The organism is Anaerococcus vaginalis ATCC 51170, from assembly GCF_000163295.1.
In the GTDB taxonomy this organism is placed as follows: domain Bacteria; phylum Bacillota; class Clostridia; order Tissierellales; family Peptoniphilaceae; genus Anaerococcus; species Anaerococcus vaginalis.
The window spans coordinates 840,269-861,141 of sequence record NZ_GG700527.1 but is presented as its reverse complement, the minus strand read 5'-3'; the positions used below and the strand labels follow the sequence as shown (position 1 = coordinate 861,141).

At 27.5% G+C, this 20,873-nt stretch carries 19 protein-coding genes; 18 read left to right on the top strand and 1 reads right to left on the bottom strand.

Annotated features, from left to right (window positions below):
* The 14 genes from HMPREF0078_RS09285 to HMPREF0078_RS04030 all read left to right on the top strand — a co-directional run.
* On the top strand, positions 1 to 204 hold a 204-nt coding region (locus tag HMPREF0078_RS09285; RefSeq protein WP_004838862.1), incomplete at its 5' end, for a MurT ligase domain-containing protein.
* Complete coding sequence (locus tag HMPREF0078_RS04090; RefSeq protein ID WP_004838860.1) at positions 201 to 851, top strand: type 1 glutamine amidotransferase; 651 nt, start codon at positions 201 to 203, stop codon at positions 849 to 851. The genes HMPREF0078_RS09285 and HMPREF0078_RS04090, both read left to right, overlap by 4 nt.
* A 108-nt stretch (positions 852 to 959) precedes the next feature.
* Positions 960 to 2,609 (top strand): formate--tetrahydrofolate ligase, encoded by a 1,650-nt coding sequence (locus HMPREF0078_RS04085; protein WP_004838859.1) that lies wholly within the window; start codon positions 960 to 962, stop codon positions 2,607 to 2,609.
* Positions 2,610 to 2,618: 9 nt separating this feature from the next.
* Complete coding sequence (locus tag HMPREF0078_RS04080) at positions 2,619 to 2,939, top strand: YerC/YecD family TrpR-related protein (protein WP_004838856.1); 321 nt, start codon at positions 2,619 to 2,621, stop codon at positions 2,937 to 2,939.
* A gap of 164 nt (positions 2,940 to 3,103) precedes the next feature.
* Positions 3,104 to 5,293: an ATP-dependent helicase gene (locus HMPREF0078_RS04075; RefSeq protein WP_004838853.1), complete on the top strand. Its 2,190-nt coding sequence runs from the start codon at positions 3,104 to 3,106 to the stop codon at positions 5,291 to 5,293.
* Position 5,294: 1 nt separating this feature from the next.
* Positions 5,295 to 7,301 (top strand): NAD-dependent DNA ligase LigA, encoded by a 2,007-nt coding sequence (gene ligA, locus HMPREF0078_RS04070; RefSeq protein ID WP_004838852.1) that lies wholly within the window; start codon positions 5,295 to 5,297, stop codon positions 7,299 to 7,301.
* Positions 7,302 to 7,580 (top strand): Asp-tRNA(Asn)/Glu-tRNA(Gln) amidotransferase subunit GatC, encoded by a 279-nt coding sequence (gene gatC / locus HMPREF0078_RS04065; protein ID WP_004838849.1) that lies wholly within the window; start codon positions 7,302 to 7,304, stop codon positions 7,578 to 7,580. It abuts the gene before it with no gap.
* A 9-nt stretch (positions 7,581 to 7,589) separates the two neighbouring features.
* Positions 7,590 to 8,999 carry an Asp-tRNA(Asn)/Glu-tRNA(Gln) amidotransferase subunit GatA gene (gene gatA / locus HMPREF0078_RS04060; protein ID WP_004838848.1) on the top strand — a complete coding sequence of 470 codons (1,410 nt, stop codon included), beginning with the start codon at positions 7,590 to 7,592 and terminating at the stop codon, positions 8,997 to 8,999.
* Entirely contained in the window at positions 8,989 to 10,410 is a 1,422-nt protein-coding gene (gatB, locus tag HMPREF0078_RS04055; RefSeq protein WP_004838845.1) for an Asp-tRNA(Asn)/Glu-tRNA(Gln) amidotransferase subunit GatB, read from the top strand. Before gatA ends, gatB begins: the two co-directional genes overlap by 11 nt.
* Positions 10,411 to 10,441: 31 nt before the next feature.
* Entirely contained in the window at positions 10,442 to 11,722 is a 1,281-nt protein-coding gene (locus HMPREF0078_RS04050) for an amidohydrolase (protein ID WP_004838844.1), read from the top strand.
* The gene (locus tag HMPREF0078_RS04045; RefSeq protein WP_004838843.1) at positions 11,719 to 12,906 is read left to right on the top strand and encodes an NAD(P)H-hydrate dehydratase; all 1,188 of its coding nucleotides are present in this window, start codon (positions 11,719 to 11,721) and stop codon (positions 12,904 to 12,906) included. Before HMPREF0078_RS04050 ends, HMPREF0078_RS04045 begins: the two co-directional genes overlap by 4 nt.
* A gap of 2 nt (positions 12,907 to 12,908) precedes the next feature.
* Entirely contained in the window at positions 12,909 to 14,012 is a 1,104-nt protein-coding gene (gene alr, locus HMPREF0078_RS04040; protein WP_039920726.1) for an alanine racemase, read from the top strand.
* Positions 14,002 to 14,346, top strand: coding sequence for a type II toxin-antitoxin system PemK/MazF family toxin (locus HMPREF0078_RS04035; RefSeq protein WP_004838841.1), 345 nt, complete (start codon positions 14,002 to 14,004; stop codon positions 14,344 to 14,346). Before alr ends, HMPREF0078_RS04035 begins: the two co-directional genes overlap by 11 nt.
* Before the next feature lie 56 nt (positions 14,347 to 14,402).
* Positions 14,403 to 14,612, top strand: coding sequence for an MBL fold metallo-hydrolase (locus HMPREF0078_RS04030; protein WP_232618462.1), 210 nt, complete (start codon positions 14,403 to 14,405; stop codon positions 14,610 to 14,612).
* A gap of 34 nt (positions 14,613 to 14,646) precedes the next feature.
* On the opposite strand, the gene murC is transcribed toward HMPREF0078_RS04030, so the two are convergent.
* On the bottom strand, positions 14,647 to 16,038 hold the full coding sequence (gene murC, locus HMPREF0078_RS04025) for a UDP-N-acetylmuramate--L-alanine ligase (protein WP_004838839.1): 1,392 nt from the start codon (positions 16,036 to 16,038) through the stop codon (positions 14,647 to 14,649).
* A gap of 158 nt (positions 16,039 to 16,196) precedes the next feature.
* Between murC and rpiB the strand changes: the two genes are divergently transcribed.
* The 4 genes from rpiB to glmU all read left to right on the top strand — a co-directional run bounded on the left by rpiB (position 16,197) and on the right by glmU (position 20,872).
* Positions 16,197 to 16,640: a ribose 5-phosphate isomerase B gene (gene rpiB / locus HMPREF0078_RS04020; RefSeq protein ID WP_004838838.1), complete on the top strand. Its 444-nt coding sequence runs from the start codon at positions 16,197 to 16,199 to the stop codon at positions 16,638 to 16,640.
* A complete protein-coding gene (gene tkt / locus HMPREF0078_RS04015; RefSeq protein WP_004838837.1) occupies positions 16,640 to 18,634 on the top strand; it encodes a transketolase in 1,995 nt (664 codons plus the stop codon). The genes rpiB and tkt overlap by 1 nt, the downstream gene beginning before the upstream one ends.
* A 117-nt stretch (positions 18,635 to 18,751) precedes the next feature.
* The gene (deoD, locus tag HMPREF0078_RS04010; protein WP_004838836.1) at positions 18,752 to 19,471 is read left to right on the top strand and encodes a purine-nucleoside phosphorylase; all 720 of its coding nucleotides are present in this window, start codon (positions 18,752 to 18,754) and stop codon (positions 19,469 to 19,471) included.
* A 9-nt stretch (positions 19,472 to 19,480) separates the two neighbouring features.
* The gene (glmU, locus tag HMPREF0078_RS04005) at positions 19,481 to 20,872 is read left to right on the top strand and encodes a bifunctional UDP-N-acetylglucosamine diphosphorylase/glucosamine-1-phosphate N-acetyltransferase GlmU (protein WP_004838835.1); all 1,392 of its coding nucleotides are present in this window, start codon (positions 19,481 to 19,483) and stop codon (positions 20,870 to 20,872) included.
* The last annotated feature ends 1 nt before the right edge of the window (position 20,873 follow it).

Here is a 20,873-nt window from a genome sequence, read left to right as displayed (position 1 = left end):
AAAAGCATAAAAGTTTCAGGAACTAGAAAAATTGATATGAAAAGAAGACTTGAAATAGCTGAAATTTATGGTGGAGAAATCACAGAAATAGACTATGAAAATGAAATTTTTGATAATATAAAAAATGAACCAACAGAAAAAATTTATATACTTTCTACTTATACAGCTATGCTAAGACTTAGGGAGGTACTAAAACTTAAATGATTATAAATATTTGTCATCTATATGGAAATTTATTAAATACTTATGGTGATGTAGGAAATATTATGGCTTTAAAATATTTTGCTCAAAAAAAAGGTCACGAAGTAAATATTGAAGTAGTAAGTTTAAAAGATGAATTTGATTATAGAAAATATGATTTTGTTTTTTTTGGTGGTGGACAAGATTATGAGCAATCAATTGTAGAAAAAGATTTGGAAAGTAAAAAAGAAAATTTAATAAAATATATTGAAAATAATGGCTTATTTTTGGCAATTTGTGGTGGGTATCAATTAATGGGACAATACTATTTTGATGCTTACAATAATAAAATTGAAGGCTTAAAAATATTTGATTATTATACAAAAAATCAAGAAAATGGAAATAGGTTTGTTGGAAATATTGAAATTAAAGATTTACAAAATGGAGAAATTTATCATGGTTTCGAAAACCACGGTGGAATAACTATTTTAAATGATAAAAACAAAGCTTTTGCAAGTGTTGTGTCAGGCAATGGGAACAATGGTGAGGATTTAACAGAAGGATTTAGATATAAAAATACTTTTGCATCTTATTTACACGGACCACTTCTTGCTAGAAATGAAAATTTGGCAAATACATTCATTAAGATTATAGAGAGTAACAAAAGTTAAATAAATAAATTTTAATTCGCTTTAATCAACTATTGCACTGAATGTAATAAGTTGATATAATATACATGAAAAGCAAAACGTATTGTAATTATAATTATAGGAGTTTAAATGAAAAAAGATATTGAGATTGCTAGAGAAGCAAAGATAAAAGATATTGAAGAAATAGCAAATTATCTTGAAATTAGTGATTATGAAAAATACGGCAAATACAAAGCCAAAATTAATCCATGCTTTGATGAAAAAAAAGATTCAAAACTTGTTTTAGTAACAGCAATTTCTCCAACGCCTTTTGGTGAGGGAAAAACTACTATGAATGTTGCCTTATCTATGGGACTAAATAAATTGGGCAAAAAATCTATTTCAGTGCTTAGAGAACCATCTTTGGGACCTTCTTTTGGAATTAAAGGAGGAGCTTGTGGAGCAGGATATTCTCAAGTTATTCCTATGGAAGATATAAATCTTCATTTTACAGGAGATTTTCATGCAATAACAAGTGCAGTTAATTTAGTAGCTGCTATGATTGACAATCATATCTACCAAGGAAATGAAAAAAATATTGATCTTAATAATATTTTATGGAAAAGATGCGTTGACTTAAACGACAGAGCTCTTAGAGAAGTTGTTGTAGGTTTGGGCAAAAAAACTGATGGAGTTACAAGACAAGATGGGTTTGATATTACTGTTGCAACAGAAATGATGGCAGTATTTTGTCTAAGCAATGATCTTTACGATTTTAAGAAAAAAGTTGCAAAAATGATAGTAGCTTATGACACAGATGGCAATGCTGTAACTGTTGACGATATAAAAGCAACAGGTCCTGTTTGTGTATTAATGAAAGATGCATTAAAACCAAATTTATGTCAAACTTTAGAAAACACACCAGCAATTATTCATGGTGGACCATTTGCAAATATAGCTCATGGTTGTAATTCAATTATTGCAACAAAAACTGCATTATCTTTGGCAGATTTCGCTGTAACAGAGGCAGGATTTGGTGCAGACCTTGGAGCTGAAAAATTCTATGATATTAAATGTAGACAAGCTGGACTAAAACCAAATATGACAGTTGTTGTAGCTACAATAAGAGCTATAAAATATCATGGTGGACAAGATTTGAAAAAAATTGATGAAGAAAATATTGAAAGTCTAAAAAAAGGATTTGAAAATTTAAGAATTCATCTTGAAAATCTAAAGAAATTTTCTAAAAATATAGTTGTCGCTATAAATAAATTTGATCAAGATACAAATAAAGAATTAGAAACTCTAAAAAATCTCGTAGAAAACTTATCGCTTAAAGCATTTGAATGTGATGTTTACCACAAAGGCTCAGAAGGTTGTCTTGAAATTTGTGATTATATCATAGAAAAAAGTAAGGAAGAAAATGATTTTAAAGTTTTATATGATGAAAAATTACCAATTGAAGAAAAAATTAAAATCATAGCAAAAGAAATTTATAGAGCTAGTGGAGTAAAATATTCAAAAAAAGCCTTAAATGAAATTAAAAGAATTAACAATTTAAATTCTGATAAATTACCAATATGTATTGCTAAAACTCAATATTCCTTATCAGATGATCCAACAAATTTAAATCCAGATAGCGAATATGAGATTACTATAAATGATATTAGATTAAATCAAGGTGCAGGCTTTATAGTAGCCCTAACTCAAAATATTTTAACAATGCCAGGTCTTCCAAAAAGACCAGCAGCATACGATATAGATATTGATGATGATGGTAATATCATGGGATTATTTTAGGAGATAAATATGACAGATTCAAAATTACAAAGTAAAGAATTAGATGAATTTTTTGATGCTATTTTAATGTTAAAAAATAGAGATGAATGTTACGATTTTTTTGAAGATGCTTGCACAGCAAGAGAACTTCAATCAATTTCTCAAAGACTACAAGTTGCAAAATTATTAAAAATCAGAAAAACCTATAGTGAAATAGAAGAACAAACTGGAGCATCAACAGCAACAATTTCTAGAGTAAATAGATCACTTCATTATGGAACTGATGGATATGATTTAGTTTTGGAAAAATTAATTGAAAATAATTTAAAAGAAGAAAAAAATAAAAAATAAATTAAAAAAATTTAGAAATTAAGACGAATTTATCAATTTGATAGATTCGTTTTTTTTATTTTAAAATTATTTTTTTTTTGATTGATTTATTTTTTTGATAAATTTTAAGCTTTAGATTACTTTGTTTCTTGTGGTATAATTATTAGGATGAAAGGATGTGAAAAATGGACTTATCTAATTTAAATGATAAACAAAAAGAGGCAGTTTTGCACGACAAAGGTCCTTTGCTTGTTGTTGCAGGAGCTGGAAGTGGAAAAACTAGAGTATTAACCACAAGCATTGCTTATCTAATAAAAGAAAAAAATGTAAATCCAGTTAATATTTTAGCTATAACTTTTACAAATAAGGCTGCCAATGAAATGAAAGAAAGAATATCAGATCTGTTAGATGAAGATGTTTCTCACTTATGGATTGGTACTTTTCATTCTATTTGTGCAAGAATACTTAGGATGAATATAAATAAAATAGGATATGATAATAATTTCACTATATACGATACAAATGATCAAAAAACCTTGGTCAAAGAAATTATTAATGATTTAAATTATAAAGATGATATTAGCCCAAAAGAGGCTTTAAACCTTATAAGCTATTGTAAAAATAAATCAATTAGTCCAAAAGAATTTTTAAATATTAATACTTTTTATGCAAAGCAAGAAGAATATTATAATATTTATAAAAATTATGAAAAGAAAAAATTTGAATACAATTCTTTAGATTTTGATGATTTGATTTTAAAAACTTTGGAATTATTTGCAGAAGATTCAAATACTTTGAAATACTATCAGGATAAATTTGAATATCTTTTTGTAGATGAATACCAAGATACTAACAAAAGCCAATATGAGCTTATTAAATTTATTGGGAAAGGTCACAATAACGTTAGAGTTGTTGGAGATGCAGACCAATCAATTTATAGTTTTAGGGGAGCTGATATTAATAATATTTTGGACTTTGAAAAAGATTTTAAAGATGCAAAGACTATAAAACTTGAAGAAAATTATAGGTCAACTTCTAATATTATTAATGTTGCAAATAAACTAATCAAAAATAATAGCGAAAGAAAAGAAAAAAATCTTTGGACATCAAAAAATGATGGCTCAGAAGTTTTATATAAAAAATCTTCTGTAGAATCCGAAGAGGGAAAATTTGTTATAGATGAGATTAATTCTTTACTAAATGATGGCTATAGGCTTAAAGATATGGCAATTTTATATAGGATGAATGCTCAATCAAGGATTTTTGAAGAATATCTTATGAAAAATCTACTTGATTATAAGGTTGTTGGCGGGCTTAAATTCTATGATAGAAAAGAAATAAAAGATCTTATCTCTTACCTTAAAATTTTAGTAAATCCAAAAGATGATATTAGTTTAAAAAGAATAATAAATGAACCAAAAAAAGGAATAGGCGATAAAACTGTAGAAAAATTAGAAAAAGAAGCAAATAAATTAGGATTTTCTTTGACAGAGCTTGTTTGTGATCCTTCTTTGTTTTCAAATCTTCCTTCAAAATTAAAAAGTTCTTGTGAAAAATTTTATAATCCATTAGCGGAAATTTTTGACAATTATAAAGATTATGACATTGTGGAATTGATAGAAGAAATACTTGATAAAAGTGGATACATAAGGGCTTTGGAAGAATCTTATTCTGTAGAAAATAGGTCAAGGATTGATAATTTAAATGAATTTATTTCCTCAGCCGCAGAATATCAGTCAAATAATCCAGAAGATAATATTCACGATTATTTAGAAAATTTATCGCTTTTATCAGATCTTGATAAAACTGAGGATAAGGATGACTCAATTTCACTTATGACAATTCACTCAGCCAAAGGACTTGAATTTAAGGTTTGTTTTGTTGTTGGAATGGATGAGGGATTATTCCCATCAAAAAGAAGTATTGACGAGGGAAATATTGAAGAAGAAAGAAGAATTTGCTATGTTGCAATAACAAGGGCAATGGAAAAATTATATCTTTCAAGCGCAGAAATTAGAAGACAATTTGGTCAGCCTGTATATTATAAGCCTTCAAGATTTTTAAATGAAGTAGAATCTTCAATTAAAAAAATTGACCAAGATAAAACTCCTGCCTACTCTCCTTATGTAAAAATGAAAAGCAATGAAGCTTATATGAGAGATAAGGCAAGAGAGAGTGTTCTAAAGAAAAATACTGTAAAAGAATCATCAAAAGAAGATTTTCAAATTGGAGATAAAATTATTCACACCAAATGGGGCGAGGGAATGATAGTTCAAGTGAAAAAATCAGATGATGGCAATGAGCTTGTTGTAGCTTTTGATAAAAAAGGATTAAAAAAGCTAAACCAAGACTATGCTCCAATTAAGAGGATTTAAAATGGATAATATAGATAAAATTAAAATAGATGAGTTAATTGATAAAATAAATGAATTAAATTATCATTACTATACCTTAGATAATCCCACAGTTTCAGATGGAGAATATGACAAGTTGTATGATGAGCTTTTAAATCTAGAAAAAAAGACAGGCTATGTAAATGAATTTTCTCCAACCCAAAGAGTTGGTGGAGCAATTTTAGATAAGTTTGAAAAGCATTTTCATATTACAAGACTATATTCCCAAGATAAATCGCAAAATTATACTCAATTAAAAGATTGGATTATAAGAACTAAAAAATTAAGAGACCAATATAATAAAACACATGAAGATAAATTAGAAGAATTAGAATTTATTACAGAATATAAATTCGACGGTTTAACTATTAATTTAACTTATGAAGATGGTTTATTAAAAACTGCAGCTACAAGAGGTGATGGAATTTCTGGGGAAGATGTAACTAAACAAGTTTTAACTATTCCAACCATACCAACAAAAATAAAAGAAAAATCATTATTAGAAATTCAAGGGGAAGCTGTAATGCCCTTGTCTAGTCTTAAAAAATACAATGAAGAAAATGAAATACCATTAAAAAATGCAAGAAATGCTGCGGCAGGTGCAATAAGAAATCTTGATACAAGTCAAACCAAAAAAAGAAATTTAAAGGCTTATTTTTATCAAATTTCAACAAATAATCTTGATTTTAAAACTGAAGAAGAAAAATTAGAATTTTTAAAAGAACAAAAACTTCCAGTTTATCCTTATAAAAAAGTAATAAAAAAATTTGACGATATTGTAAAAGAAATTGATTTTATAAAAGAAGAAAGACATCATATTGATGTTTTGACAGATGGTGTTGTAATTAAGGTTAATGATGTAAAAACTCAAGAAGTTTTAGGATATACTAATAAATTTCCAAGATGGTCTATCGCTTATAAATATGATCCAGAGGAATACACAACAACTTTATTAGATGTTGTGTGGAATGTAGGCCGATCAGGAAAAGTTACACCGTTAGCAATCCTTGAACCAGTTGACTTTTCTGGAGTGACTGTTCAAAGAGCTACCCTTAATAATTACGATGATATTTTAAGAAAAAAAGTAAAAATTGGTTCAAAAGTTTTTATTAGAAGATCAAATGATGTAATTCCTGAAATTTTGGGAGTTGTTGATGAAAATCAAGAAAACACAAAAGAAATAGAAAAACCTGATAAATGTCCTTATTGTCACAGTGAATTAATTGAGGGCAATGTTCATATCTATTGTCCAAATTCAATTTCATGTACTCCTCAATTAAAAGCTAGAATGGTACATTTTGCATCAAGAGATGCAATGGATATAGAAGGGTTGTCTGAAAAAACCATTGAATTGTTTATCAATAAATTAGGTATTAAGGAGATTTACGATCTTTACGACCTTTCTTATGATGATTTGATTAATTTGGAATCTTTTAAAGAAAAAAAGACCAATAATTTATTAAATGCCATTGAAAATAGCAAATCTTGTGAATTAAATCATTTTATCCATGCAATTGGAATTCCAAATGTAGGTATAAAAACTGCAAGAGATTTGGCAGAAAAATATAAAAGTTTTGATAAACTTAGAGAAACTAAGCAAGATGATTTGATAGAGATTGAAGATATTGGAGAAAAAACAGCAGAGGACATAGTTGATTTTTTCAACGACTCTAATATCAAAAAATCATTAGATATTTTATTATCTAAGGGGATTAAAATTAAAGCAATTGACACTAGCGAAAAATCTAATTCACTAGATGGAATGAAAATTGTTATAACTGGTACAATAGAAAATTACAAAAGAAATGATATTAAAAATTTAATTATAGAAAACAATGGAGATGTTACTTCTTCAGTATCAAAAAATACAGATTTGGTTTTGTGTGGAGAAAAACCAGGAAGTAAAAAAGAAAAAGCAGAAAAATTGGGTGTAAAAATTTTAGAAAATCAAGAATTATTTGAATTTTTAAAAAAATTAGAGGAGGAATAAATGGACAAAAATGAAGTTATAAGAATTTATAAATTAGCAAATCTTGATTTATCAAATCAAGATATTGATATAATTTCTGATAAATATAATAAAATTTTAGATTTTATTGACCATATTTTTGATGTGGATTGTGAAGATGTAAAAATGACTGAAATGTTAGATAATCATAAGGCTGTATTAAGAGAAGATATTGAAGGAAAATCTTTAGATAGACAAGATGCTCTTAAAAATGCAAAGGATACAGAATATGGTTATTTTAGATTGAATTGGAAATTATAAGGAGCTATTATGGATATTAAAAATACTATAGATAAATTTATAAATAAAGAAATTTCAGTCTATGAAAATACAAAAAATGTATTAGAAAAAATTAAAAATGATAATTTAAATGCTTATATTTCTTTTAATGAACAAGATAGTTTGGATAGGGCAAAAAATTTAGATGAAAAATTAAATAAAGGCGAAAAAATTGGAGCTTTATTTGGAATTCCTGTAAGTGTAAAAGATAATATTTCGTATAAAAATATGAAACTGACTTGTGCATCAAAAATGTTAGAAGATTTTGAGCCAGTTTATAATGCAACTGTTGTAGAAAATCTATTAAAAGAAGATGCTATTATTATTGCAAAAACAAATATGGATGAGTTTGCAATGGGAGGCTCTGGAGAAACTTCATATTTTGGCCCAATAAAAAATCCTTTAGATGAAAGTTTAATCCCTGGTGGTTCTTCATCAGGCTCTGCAGTTAGTGTTGCAAAAGGAGATGTTTTAGTTTCTCTTGGAACTGATACAGGTGGGTCAGTAAGACAACCTGCAAGTTATTGTAGTATTATAGGTTATAAACCTACATATTCACTTATGAGTAGGTATGGTGTTGTTTCTATGGCAAATAGCTTAGATCAAGTTTCATTATTTGCAAAAAATGTAGAAGATTTGAGAATAATTGCTAATGCAAGTCAATCTCCAGATAAGTTAGATATGACTTCTTGCCTAGATTTTTATAATTTTAAAAAAGAAAATTTTGATTTTTCTGGTAAAAAAATTGCAGTCATAAAAAATGAAGCTAACATTTATAATTTAGATAAAGAAGTAGAAGATGATTACAATTATGCAATAAATATTTTAAAAGAATTGGGTTCAGAGATTTGTCCTATAGATTTAAAATATTCTAAATATGCAAACGAAGTTTATAATGTTGTAATGAGCTCTGAAGTATCAAGCAATCTTTCAAGATTTGATGGAATTAGATATGGACACCAAACTGATGAGTATAAAAATGTTGAAGAATTATTTATAAAAAATAGGTCTGAGGGTTTTGGAGAAAATGTTCAAAGAAGAATTGCACTTGGAACTATGTATTTATCAAGTGAAGATGATCAAAAAATTTATAAACAAGGTTTAAAATTAAGAACATTGATCATAGAAGAGTTTAAGAATATTTTTGAAAATTATGATTTATTTATTACTCCAACAACTGTAGATTTACCTTCAAAATTAGGAGTTTATACAGATAATCCACTAAAAGATTTTTCTTCAGATATATTTAATGTTTGTGTAAATCTAACAGGTTCTTGTGGAATTTCTATCCCAGTAAGAGATGGAATATCTGGAAGTATTCAAATTATTGGAGATAGATTTAAAGATAAAGATATAATAAATGCTTGCGAAACTTTCGAAAGGAAAATAAATGAAAACTAGAACTATTATAGGATTAGAAATTCACGTTGAATTATCTACAAAAACCAAAATGTTTTGTTCCTGTAAAAATGAATTTGGAGCTGTTCCAAACACAAACACTTGTCCAATTTGCTTAGGACACCCAGGAACATTACCTTTAATAAATAAAGAAGCTGTAAGATATGCTATAAAAGCAGGTCTTGCCTTAGATTGTGAAATAAGAGAATCAATGAAAATGGATAGAAAAAAATATTTTTATCCAGACCTTGTAAAGGGATACCAAATAACCCAACAAGACGAGCCTTATGCTGTTGGTGGACATATTATTTTAAGTGATGGAGATGAAATTAGACTAAATTCAATTCACATGGAAGAAGATACTGCAAAATCTAATCACGATGAAAGTAATAATACCCTAATGGATTATAATAGGGCAGGGCTTCCTCTAATTGAAATTGTTACAGAACCAGATTTAAAATCTGCTAAGCAAGCTAGAGAATTTGTAGAAAAATTATCTCAAACTTTGAGATTTTTGGAAGTTTCAGATTGTATAATGGCAGAAGGTCAAATGCGTTGTGACGTAAATATAAATTTAGAAAATCTTGATAATGGAGAAAAAACTGCAATATCTGAGATTAAAAATCTAAATTCAATAAAAGCAATCGAAGATGCTCTTTTATTTGAAACTGATAGACATAAAAAAATGCTTGAAGAAGGAAAAAAATCTGTAAAAGAAACTAGAAGATGGGATGACGATTCTCAAACAACAATTTCTATGAGAACTAAAGAAACTGCTAATGATTATAGATTTTCTATAGAAGCAGATATACCAAGAATTGAGCTTAGCAAAGAATTTATTAATGAAATAAAAGAAAATTTACCAGAATTGCCTGAAGCAAAAGCAAAAAGATATATGAAAGAATATAAACTTTCAGAATATGATGCTGGACTTTTGTCAAACGATAGAAATCTTGCAAATTTATTTGAAAAAACAAATGCTTTGGTAAAAAATCCTAAGGAAGTTTCAAACTGGATATTAAGTGAGCTTTCAAGAAGGCTAAATGAAAGTGAAATTGAAGCAGATCAAATGGATTTATCTGTAGAAAATTTCTCTAAATTAATAAATTTAGTTTTGTCTAATAAAATTAACAATAATGTTGGTAAAAAACTTTTAAGAGAAATTTTCGAATCAAATGAAGATCCAGAAAAACTTGCTAAAGATAGAAATCTTCTTCAAATTAATGATGAAAATTTCTTAGAAGATGTAGTTAAAGAAGTTTTAAGCGAAAATTCTCAATCAATTGAAGATATAAAAAATGGTAAAGATAGAGCTTTTGGATTTTTAGTTGGTCAATGTATGAAAAAAACTAAAGGAAAGGCTAATCCACAACAAATAAATACCTTATTAAAAGAAAGAATAGGAGAATTATAAGAGTAAGCTTTTTAAGCTACTCTTATTTATTATGAATATACTTATAGAAAATGTAAAAATCCTCACAATGGCAGATGGGGAATTAATAAAAAATGGAAATATTTATATAGAAAATGAAAAAATAAAAAAGATTACAAATGATAAAATTGATTTTTCTTATGATAAAAAAATAGATGGCAAAAATTATCTTGCGATGCCTGGTTTTGTAAATGCTCACACTCATGTTGGAATGAGTTTGTTTAGAAATTTTAGTGATGATGTTGAACTAATGACTTGGCTTAATGAAAAAATTTGGCCTTTGGAAGATAAACTAATTGAAGAAGATGTTTATTGGGCATCTCTTCTATCACATGCTGAAATGATTATGACAGGAACAACAAGTTTTGCAGACATGTATTATTTTGAAGACCAAACAATAAAAGCCTTAGAAAAATCAAAAATGAGAGCGCAAATTTCAAGAGGACTTACCCTTGAAGATAAAAATTATAAAAAAATTGAAGAAAATATTGAACTTTTTAAAAAATATGAAAATTCTCAAGATGGAAGAATAAATATAGCTTTTGGGCCTCACGCAGTTTATACAACAGATAAAAATTATCTAAAAGAAATAAATAAATACGCAAAAAAATATAAGATGCCAATTCATATTCATTTATCTGAAACAAAAATTGAAAATGATGAATGTATAAAAAGATTTGGGCAAAGTCCTACTGAAGTTTTTGAAGAATGCGGAATTTTTGAAAATAGAACAATAGCAGCACACGGTCTTTATTTATCAGATAAGGATTTAGATATTTTATCAAAATATGATGTTAGCGTAGTTCACAATCCTTCAAGTAATTTGAAACTATCATCAGGTTTTTTAGATTGTACAAGAGTGATTAATAAGAAAATAAATTTAGCTATGGGTACAGATTCATCTGCAAGCAATAATAATTTATCAATGATAAAAGAAATTTCTTTGACATCACTTGTGTCAAAATATAATAATCCTCAAAATTTAAAAGCTTATGATGTTTTAAAAATGGCTACAATAAATGGGGCGAAGGCATTGGGACTTGATGATAAAATTGGAACTTTGGAAGAAGGCAAACTTGCAGATATTATTTTAATTGATTTAAATAATCCTAACCATACACCACAAAATAATTTGATTTCATCCTTGCCTTATTCAACTTTTGATAAAGATGTTTCTTATGTAATAATTAATGGTGATCTTGTGTATGATGATAAAAAATTTGTTTATTTAAATGAGAAAGAAATAATTAAAAATGCAGAAAAATCATTTCAAAAATTGAGGAATAGAAAATGATAGGAATTGATATAGTAAATATTGAAAAATTTAAAGAAAAATTAGAAAAAAAAGATTTTGAGAGTAAAATATTTACTGATAATGAAATTCATTATTCTAAAAAAAATAAAAATTCATTAAAAACTTTTGCTGGAATTTTTGCAGCAAAAGAAGCTATTATTAAGGCTTGTGGCTTTAATTTAGCCTACATATTAAGAAAAAAAATAGAAATCAAACATAAAGGTAATAAACCGATTGTTTTTATTGATAAAAATGAAGCACAATTAAATTTGAGTATAAGCCATGACGGAAATTATGCTATTGCAATTTGTTTCAAGAAAGAAAATTTTATTAAAATAAATAAATCTGTAAAAAAATTATTAAAAGATAGACCAAAAGATGGACACAAGGGAGATTTTGGAAAAGTTGCAATAATTGGTGGACAAAAAGGAATGGCTGGTTCTGTTTATTTGTCATCTTGTGCATCTTTACGTTCGGGATGTGGTCTTTCTTATATTATTTGTCCTTCATCCATTTCTGATATTTTACAAATAAAATCTACAGAAAGTATAATAAATGAGGTAGATTGTGATTGTTTTTATTACTCAGAAAAAATAAGCAATAAAATTTTATCACTAATAAAAAATAAAGATGCAATAGGAATTGGTCCTGGTATGGGCAAGGGAAATAATCTTTATAAATTAATAGAAAAAATTATTCAAAATTTTGATAAAAATCTATTAATTGATGCAGATGGACTAAATGCTTTGAAAGAAAATATTGAAATAATAGATAAGAAAGAAAATATTGTTTTAACTCCACACGAAATGGAATTTTCTAGAATTTCAAATTTGCCTTTAGATTATATAAAAAACAATAGGGAAAAAGCTTCTTTTGAATTTGCAAAAAAACATAATATTGTTTTGGTTTTGAAAGGAAAAAATACAATTGTTACAGATGGCGTAAATATTTACATAAATGAATCTGGAAATAATGGAATGGCGACAGCTGGTAGTGGAGATGTTTTGACAGGAATTTTACTTTCAAATTTAGCTATTATGAAACCGTATGATGCTGCGGTTTTATCTGTTTATATTCATGGGCTTGCTGGAGATATTTATTCTTTAGAAAATTCCCAAGATTCACTAATTGCTAGTGATATTATAAAAAATTTACCAAAGACCTATAAATTAATGAGGTGTTAATGATGGAAGAAAATTATTTATTAGTTGATTTAGACAAAATATTAAATAATATCAAATCAATAAAAGAAAAATCTCAAAATTCAAAATTTTGTGCAGTTTTAAAGGCTGATGCTTATGGGCTAGGTTCTTTAGAAGTTGCAAATTACATAAAAAATCACATAGATTACATAGCTGTAGCTCAATTTAAAGAGGCAAAATATTTAAGAGATAATGGAATTAAAATTCCTATTTTGATATTAGGATATTTGCCTATAGATAAATATAATGAATGTGGCAAATTAGATATTGATGTAGTAATTTATGATTTAGATTATGCTAAAGAAATAAATAGTAAATTAAATTCTAAAATAAATTGTCATATTGGGCTTGATACAGGACATACAAGAATTGGTTTTAGAGATTTTGAAATAGAAAAAATAAAAAAATTAAAAGAGCTTAAAAATTTAAATTTTATAGGAGCTTTTTCTCATTTTGCAACAGCTGATGAGAAAGATTTAACATACACAAATGAACAATATAAAAAATTCACATATATAATAGACAAAATCAAAGATGATTTTGATTTGAAATTAGTTCATATTGCAAATTCTGCTGCATCAATGGAATATGATTTTAAATCAGACTTGTTGAGGGTAGGGATTTCTTTGTATGGCGTTTATCCATCTGATTATATAAAAGAAATTTCAAAAATTAAATTAGAACAAGTTTTTGAATTTAAAGCACAAATTTCTTTTGTAAAAAATGTAAAAAAAGGGACAAGCATTTCTTATGGCAGAACCTTTACTGCTAGTAAAGATATGAAAGTTGCTACAGTAGCAATAGGTTATGCAGATGGATTTAAAAGAGCATTTTCAAATATAGGAGAAGTTTTAGTAAATGGAAAACTAGCAAAAGTTGTTGGAAGAGTTTGTATGGATCAAATGATGATTGATGTAAGTGATATTGATTGTAAAATAGGAGATTATATTACTCTTTATCCAGATATTTACAAAGAGGCAAAAAAAATTAATACAATCCCTTATGAATTAATGACTTCAATTTCAAAAAGAGTTCCTAGGATTTATAAATGCAATTCTAAATTTATAGGAGAAAATAATGAAAGTTAAAAGAGGAGATTTATTTTATGCAGATCTTTCTCCTGTTGTAGGTAGCGAACAGGGTGGAGTAAGACCTGTAATTGTTGTGCAAAATGATATGGGAAATAAATATTCTCCAACAATTATAGTAGTTCCTGTTACAAGTCAATTAAAAAAATCAAAATTGCCAACCCATGTTTCTTTAAGTGCAAATAAATTTGGTTTGCCAAAAAATAGCGTGGCTCTTCTTGAACAATTGAGAACAATAGATAAAAGAAGGCTAAGAGATAAATTAGGTTCTTTTGATAAATCGGTAATGTTAAAAATTGATGCGGCAATTGCCATATCTGTCGGAATAGATTAGTGAAAATAAATTTTAAAAACTTATTAATTATATTCCTGTCAGCAATTTTAATTTTTTTGCTTGTTAACAAAAAAGAAAATACATATACAAATTTAGATGAATTAGAAATTACTTATATAGACGTAGGTCAAGGAAATGCAGTTTTAGTAAAAACAAAGGACAAAAGTCTATTAATAGATGGGGGAAATAGGTCTAATAGTAGATATTATTATACTTATATTAAAAATAAAAATCTTAAAAAAAAGCAAGTTAAAGAAATCTTTTAATTAAGAATTTTCTAAAACTTGCTTTTTTATTTTTTTATTCACTAACACCTGCTATCATTCTAGCCAAACGATCTGAATCTCCGCTACCTGTAACTATAACTTGATCATCTTTTTTAATATCAGACAATAAGTATTCTTTTACCTTTTCAAACGTAGGAATATATTTTGCGCTTTTTCCAGTTTTAATTAGAGCATCAACTACATCTTTACTAGAAATACTTGGATCAAATGGTTCACGTGCTGCAAAAATATCAGTAATTATAACTTCATCAGCTTCATCAAAACATTTAACAAATTCATTAAACAATCTCTTAGTCCTAGTGTAGGTATGAGGTTGCCATACACAAATAAGCCTTCCTTTTGTGTGTTCAGCCAAGGCGTTTAAATTAACTTGAATCTCTGAAGGATGGTGACCATAATCTAAAATAATATTGCAATCATTAACATTTCCCATTAATTGCATTCTTCTTTCAAGACCAGTGTAAGATTGAATATTTTTTTTGATCGTTTTTATGTCAACACCACTTTCTAAAGTAGCAATAATTGATGCACAAGCATTATTTATATTATGTCTTCCAAGAATTGCTAACTCAAAATGTTCAACATCTCCATTTTTCATTATCAAATCAAATCTAGGCTTACCACTTTCATCAAAACTTATATTAGTAGCATTATAATCAGCATCAGGATTATCTTGTCCATAGGTAATCAATTCTCCTTGAACTGCGTCTATAACTAATTTATTATTTTCTTCATTTAAATTCAAAATTGTTTTTGAATCCTTACTTTGATTTCTCAAGTAAAATTTGAAAGTTTCAACTATGTCATTTATGTCTTTATAATAATCAAGATGATCTTCGTCAATATTTAAAATTATTCCAATTGAAGGGTAATAATATCTTATATTTCCTTTATATTCACAAGCTTCTGTAACTAATATATCCTTATCGCCAACATGAACATTTCCTTCAATTTCATCAAGATCTCCACCCAATAAAATAGTAGGATTTTTTGTAGAATTCATAAGAATTTTTGAAATCATACTTGTTGTTGTACTTTTTCCATGAGAACCAGAAACAGCAATAGAATTTTTGTAATTTTTCATCAAACCACCCAAGAAAACTCCACGACTTACTACAGGAATATCAAGTTTTCTAGCTGCAACTAATTCTTCATTATTTTCGGCGATTGCATCTGTATATATAACTAAATCTGGATTTTTAATATTTTCTTTTTTTTGTCCAATTGTATATTTAATTCCATTTTTATCTAAATGTTTGCTTGTTTCAGAAATTGAAATGTCAGATCCTGTAACCTTATAACCATTATTATTTAATAAAATAGCAATACCACTCATGGAAATTCCACCAATTCCTATCATATGTATATTTTTATATTTATAATCATTTATATTAAATTCGAACATTGATGCTCCTTTGTTTTTATATTTTTTGCCTAACTATTATACCATAAAATTTATACAAAGACCATTAATTTGATATTTCTAACAACTTTTACTAAATTGACAGTAAAGTCATAAAATGATAATCTTTATTTATAAGCAAATAGTTAGAGAGGTTTTTAATGAAATATATAATAGGAAATGATCATGGTGGTATTGATCTAGTTGATAGCGTAGAAGAAAAACTTTTAGAGCTTGGACACGAAGTTGAAAAAGTTGGAACATTTACAAAAGAATCTTGTGATTATTCAGATTTTGCAAAAATTGCATGCGAAAAAGTTTTAAACAAAGAAGCAGATTTTGCTGTTTTAATTTGTGGTACAGGAATAGGAATGAGCCTTGCTGCCAATAAATTTAAAGGCATAAGAGCAGCTTGCGTGTCTGAGACATATTCTGCAAAAATGTCTAGAGCGCACAATAATAGTAATGTTTTGTGCATAGGTTCAAGAGTAATTGGCTCAGAAGTTGCAAAAATGATTGTTGAGATTTTTGCTACAACAGAATTTGAAGGCGGACGTCATCTTAAAAGAGTAAATAAAATCAAAGAAATTGAGGAGAATAATTAATGTTTGATAAAAAAGATTTAAAAGCTGTAAATGCAATAAGATGTTTATCAATAGCACAAATTGAAAAAGCAAATAGTGGCCATCCAGGTCTTCCAATGGGAGCAAGTCCTATGGCTTATGTTTTGTGGAATAAAATAATGAATGTTAATCCTAAAAAAAGCAATTGGCACAACAGAGATAGATTTGTTTTGTCAGCTGGCCATGGTTCAGCTATGCTTTACTCTCTATTACATTTATCAGGCTATGATTTGAGTATTGATGATTTGAAAAATTTCAGACAAATTGGCTCAAAAACTCCAGGCCATCCAGAAAGAAAACATACAGATGGTGTTGAAGTAACAACTGGTCCTTTGGGCCAAGGAATTGCAAATGCAGTTGGATTTGCAATAGCAGAAAAACACTTGGCTGCAATGTATAACAAAGATGGATTTAATATAGTTGATCATTATACTTATGCAATATGTGGAGATGGAGATTTGATGGAAGGAATTTCATATGAATCAATGTCTTTAGCAGGTCATTTAAATTTAAATAAATTAATAATTCTTCATGATTCAAATGATATTTGTTTGGATGGAAATTTAAATACATCTTTTTCAGAAAATATTGAACAAAGAGTTAAGGCTCAAAATTGGAATTATATAAAAGTTTTAGATGGAAATAACCTCGAAGAAATTTATGATGCAATTAATAAAGCAAAAGAAAATAAAAATGGTCCAACTTTTATAGAAGTAAAAACAGTTATAGGTTATGGTTCAAAAAATCAAGGAACAAATAAAGTCCATGGTGCACCAATAGGAAATGACGATTTTATAGAAGCAAAAAAATTCTACAATTGGGAATATGAAGATTTTGAAATTTCAGAAGATGTTTATGATACATTCAAAGAAAATATTATAGAAAATGGTAAAAAATCATACGAAAAATGGGAAGAACTTTTAGAAGAATATAAGGAAAAATATCCAAAAGACTATAAAGAATACATCAATGGTTTTGAAAGAAAATTACCAGAAAATTGGATGGAAGAAATTAAAAAATATTCTCCATCTGATGATAGTCTTGCAACAAGAGCATCTAGTGGAGAAATTATCCAAGATTTAGCAAAAGTTACAAAAAATTTCTGGGGTGGAAGCGCAGATTTATTTTCATCTAATAAAACAAATATAAAAAATGCTGAAAGATTTTCAGATACAAATCCTGAGGGAAGAAATGTTTGGTATGGCGTTAGAGAATTTGCCATGAGTGTAATAGCAAATGCCATTGTAGCACACGGCGGAACTTTCCATCACGTTTCTACATTTTTTGTATTTTCAGATTATTTAAAAGCAGGTTTAAGAATTTCAGCTCTTTCACAAATTCCTGTAACTTATGTTTTCACTCATGATTCTGTTGCTGTTGGAGAAGATGGACCAACCCATCAACCAATAGAACAATTAGCCATGATTAGAACAATACCAAATGTAATAATGCTAAGACCAGCAGATGCAAATGAAGTTAGACTTTCTTGGAAAATCGCTCTTGAAAGCAAAAATTCTCCAGTAGTTATAGCTTTAACACGTCAAAACGTAAGTAATCTTGAAGCTACACAAAATATTGATGATATTTCAAATGGAGCTTATATAATTAAAGATTCTGATAAAGAAGTTCCAGATGGAATTTTAATTGCAACAGGTAGTGAAGTAGAATTAGCTTTACAAACAAGAGATGAATTGAAAAAATCTAACATTGATGTGAGAGTTGTATCAATGCCATCAATGGAATTATTTAGAAAACAAGACCAAGCTTATAAGGAAAAAATTCTTCCAGCAAATGTTAAAAATAGGGTTTCAATTGAAATGGCAAGTTCATTTGGATGGAGTGAATTCACAGGAGATAAGGGAATAAATATTTCTATTGATAGATTTGGAATATCAGGTAATTTTAAAGATGTGCAAAAAGAATTAGGATTTACTAAAGAAGAGATAGCTAAAAAATATATAGAAAAATATAATTAATTTGTAAGGGACTGTTGCAGAATTATTTATTTATAATTTTGCAACAGCCCTTTTTATTTTAAAAATATTTTAAAAAGTGATATTATATTACTATAAATATAAAAATAAGGAGTAATTATGACAATACCAACACCACATATTTCAGCAAAAAGTAAAGATGAAATAGCAAATACAGTTTTGATGCCAGGAGATCCTTTAAGAGCTAAATATATAGCAGAAAATTTTCTTGAAGATGCAAAAGAATTTACAAATACAAGAGGAATGTACGGATATACTGGTTATTATAAAGGAAAAAGAGTTTCAGTAATGGGAAGTGGAATGGGAATTCCTTCATCCATGATTTATTTTAATGAATTATTTAATTTTTATGATGTCGATACAATAATTAGAATTGGAAGTGCTGGAAGTATGCAAGAAAATATAAAATTACACGATATTGTTCTTGCAACAAGTGCTTGTAGCGAATCATCAATTAACGATAATTTATTTGGAAATATTCATTATTCTCCAACACCTGATTTTGATTTATTACTTGAAGCATACAAAAAAAGTCAAGAATTAGGATACACAACTCACTGTGGTCAAGTTCATTCATCAGACCAATTTTATAGTGAAATGGATCCAAAAGTTTTTGAAAATTTACAAAAATATGGAGTTTTATGTGTAGAGATGGAATCTTATGGTCTTTTTACTGTAGCAAGAAAATATGGAAAAAGAGCCTTAGGAGTTTTTACAATTAGTGATTCCTTAGTATCTAACGAATCTGATAGTGCAGAAAATAGACAAAGTGCTTATACACAAATGATGACACTTGCTTTGGAAGTTGCACCAGAATAAGGAGATTAGATGTTAAAAAATATAATACTTGCTGCTGGAGAAGGTACTAGAATGAAATCTAATACCTCAAAAGTTATGACTAAAATTTTAAATAGAGAGCTTATAACTTACATAGTTGATGCTTGCTCATTTGAAAATTCAAATACTATAATAATTGGTGGAAAAAATAAGGATTTATTAAAAGAAAAATTTCCAAATATTGAAATAAAAGAACAAAAGATTGGAAAAGAATTCCCTTACGGAACAGCTTATGCTGTAAGTATGGCTATTGATTTAATAAATGACGATGATGATTGCCTTATTTTAAATGGAGATATTCCACTAATTACAAAAAAATCTCTTGAAGATTTTATTGATTTTCATAAAGAAAATAATAATAGTCTAACTGTTATGTCAACAAAAGTTGACAATCCAAAAGGATATGGAAGAATAATACGAGAAAATAATAAATTCCAAAAAATTGTAGAAGAAAAAGATGCAAGCGAAAAAGAAAAAGAAGTAAATGAAATCAACGTTGGTATCTATGCTTTAAAAGGGATTGATCTAAAAAATTCTTTAAAAAAGATTAATACTGACAACAAGTCCAATGAATATTATTTAACAGATTGTATAGAAATTTTAAATAATGAAGGAAAAAAAGTAGAAGCTTATATGGCTGACAATCCTGATCAATTTTATGGAATAAATAATAAAAAAGAGCTAGCAAATGCTACAAAACTTTTAAGACAAAGAATTAATGATTATCACATGTTAAATGGTGTAATTATTGATAATCCTAGTATAGTAGATATTGAAATGGGCGTAAAAATTGGAAAAGATACTGTAATATCTGGTCCATGTAAAATTTTAGGAAATACAGAAATTGGCGAAGAGTGTATTATTGAAGGCTCATCTAGAATTGAAGATTCAATAATAAAAGATAAGGTTAAAATTGACAATTCTGTAATAGAAAAATCTTTTGTTGATCAAGGAACAGATATTGGTCCGTTTTCACATTTAAGACCTAAGGCTAAACTTGGCAAAAATGTCCATATTGGAAATTTTGTGGAAGTTAAAAATTCTAATGTTAACGATAATACAAAAGCAGGACACCTTGCTTATATTGGAGATTGTGATTTAGGTAAAGATATAAATATTGGCTGTGGAGTTATTTTTGTAAATTATGATGGTAAATTTAAGCATAGGTCAATTATTGAAGATGGAGCATTTATAGGATCAAATTCTAATATTGTAGCACCTGTTCATGTGAAAAAAGAGGGATATATTGCTGCAGGCTCAACAATAACAAAAGATGTTGACCAAGGAGAGCTTTCAATAGAAAGAGCAGAACAAAAAAATATATCTGGTTACGTTGAAAAAAAGAAAAAAAGAGATTTGGAAAAGTTAAAGGAGCAAAATTAAA

What these genes read in the sequence shown, in the direction of transcription:
- glmU (WP_004838835.1), top strand. Translation starts at nt 19,481, where the DNA reads ATGTTAAAAAATATAATACTTGCTGCTGGAGAAGGTACTAGAATGAAA.
- HMPREF0078_RS04080 (WP_004838856.1), top strand. Translation starts at nt 2,619, where the DNA reads ATGACAGATTCAAAATTACAAAGTAAAGAATTAGATGAATTTTTTGAT.
- gatC (WP_004838849.1), top strand. Translation starts at nt 7,302, where the DNA reads ATGGACAAAAATGAAGTTATAAGAATTTATAAATTAGCAAATCTTGAT.
- HMPREF0078_RS04045 (WP_004838843.1), top strand. Translation starts at nt 11,719, where the DNA reads ATGATAGGAATTGATATAGTAAATATTGAAAAATTTAAAGAAAAATTA.
- HMPREF0078_RS04075 (WP_004838853.1), top strand. Translation starts at nt 3,104, where the DNA reads ATGGACTTATCTAATTTAAATGATAAACAAAAAGAGGCAGTTTTGCAC.
- deoD (WP_004838836.1), top strand. Translation starts at nt 18,752, where the DNA reads ATGACAATACCAACACCACATATTTCAGCAAAAAGTAAAGATGAAATA.
- HMPREF0078_RS04050 (WP_004838844.1), top strand. Translation starts at nt 10,442, where the DNA reads ATGAATATACTTATAGAAAATGTAAAAATCCTCACAATGGCAGATGGG.
- tkt (WP_004838837.1), top strand. Translation starts at nt 16,640, where the DNA reads ATGTTTGATAAAAAAGATTTAAAAGCTGTAAATGCAATAAGATGTTTA.
- HMPREF0078_RS04090 (WP_004838860.1), top strand. Translation starts at nt 201, where the DNA reads ATGATTATAAATATTTGTCATCTATATGGAAATTTATTAAATACTTAT.
- gatB (WP_004838845.1), top strand. Translation starts at nt 8,989, where the DNA reads ATGAAAACTAGAACTATTATAGGATTAGAAATTCACGTTGAATTATCT.
- murC (WP_004838839.1), bottom strand. Translation starts at nt 16,038, where the DNA reads ATGTTCGAATTTAATATAAATGATTATAAATATAAAAATATACATATG.
- ligA (WP_004838852.1), top strand. Translation starts at nt 5,295, where the DNA reads ATGGATAATATAGATAAAATTAAAATAGATGAGTTAATTGATAAAATA.
- HMPREF0078_RS04085 (WP_004838859.1), top strand. Translation starts at nt 960, where the DNA reads ATGAAAAAAGATATTGAGATTGCTAGAGAAGCAAAGATAAAAGATATT.
- alr (WP_039920726.1), top strand. Translation starts at nt 12,909, where the DNA reads ATGGAAGAAAATTATTTATTAGTTGATTTAGACAAAATATTAAATAAT.
- HMPREF0078_RS04035 (WP_004838841.1), top strand. Translation starts at nt 14,002, where the DNA reads ATGAAAGTTAAAAGAGGAGATTTATTTTATGCAGATCTTTCTCCTGTT.
- rpiB (WP_004838838.1), top strand. Translation starts at nt 16,197, where the DNA reads ATGAAATATATAATAGGAAATGATCATGGTGGTATTGATCTAGTTGAT.
- gatA (WP_004838848.1), top strand. Translation starts at nt 7,590, where the DNA reads ATGGATATTAAAAATACTATAGATAAATTTATAAATAAAGAAATTTCA.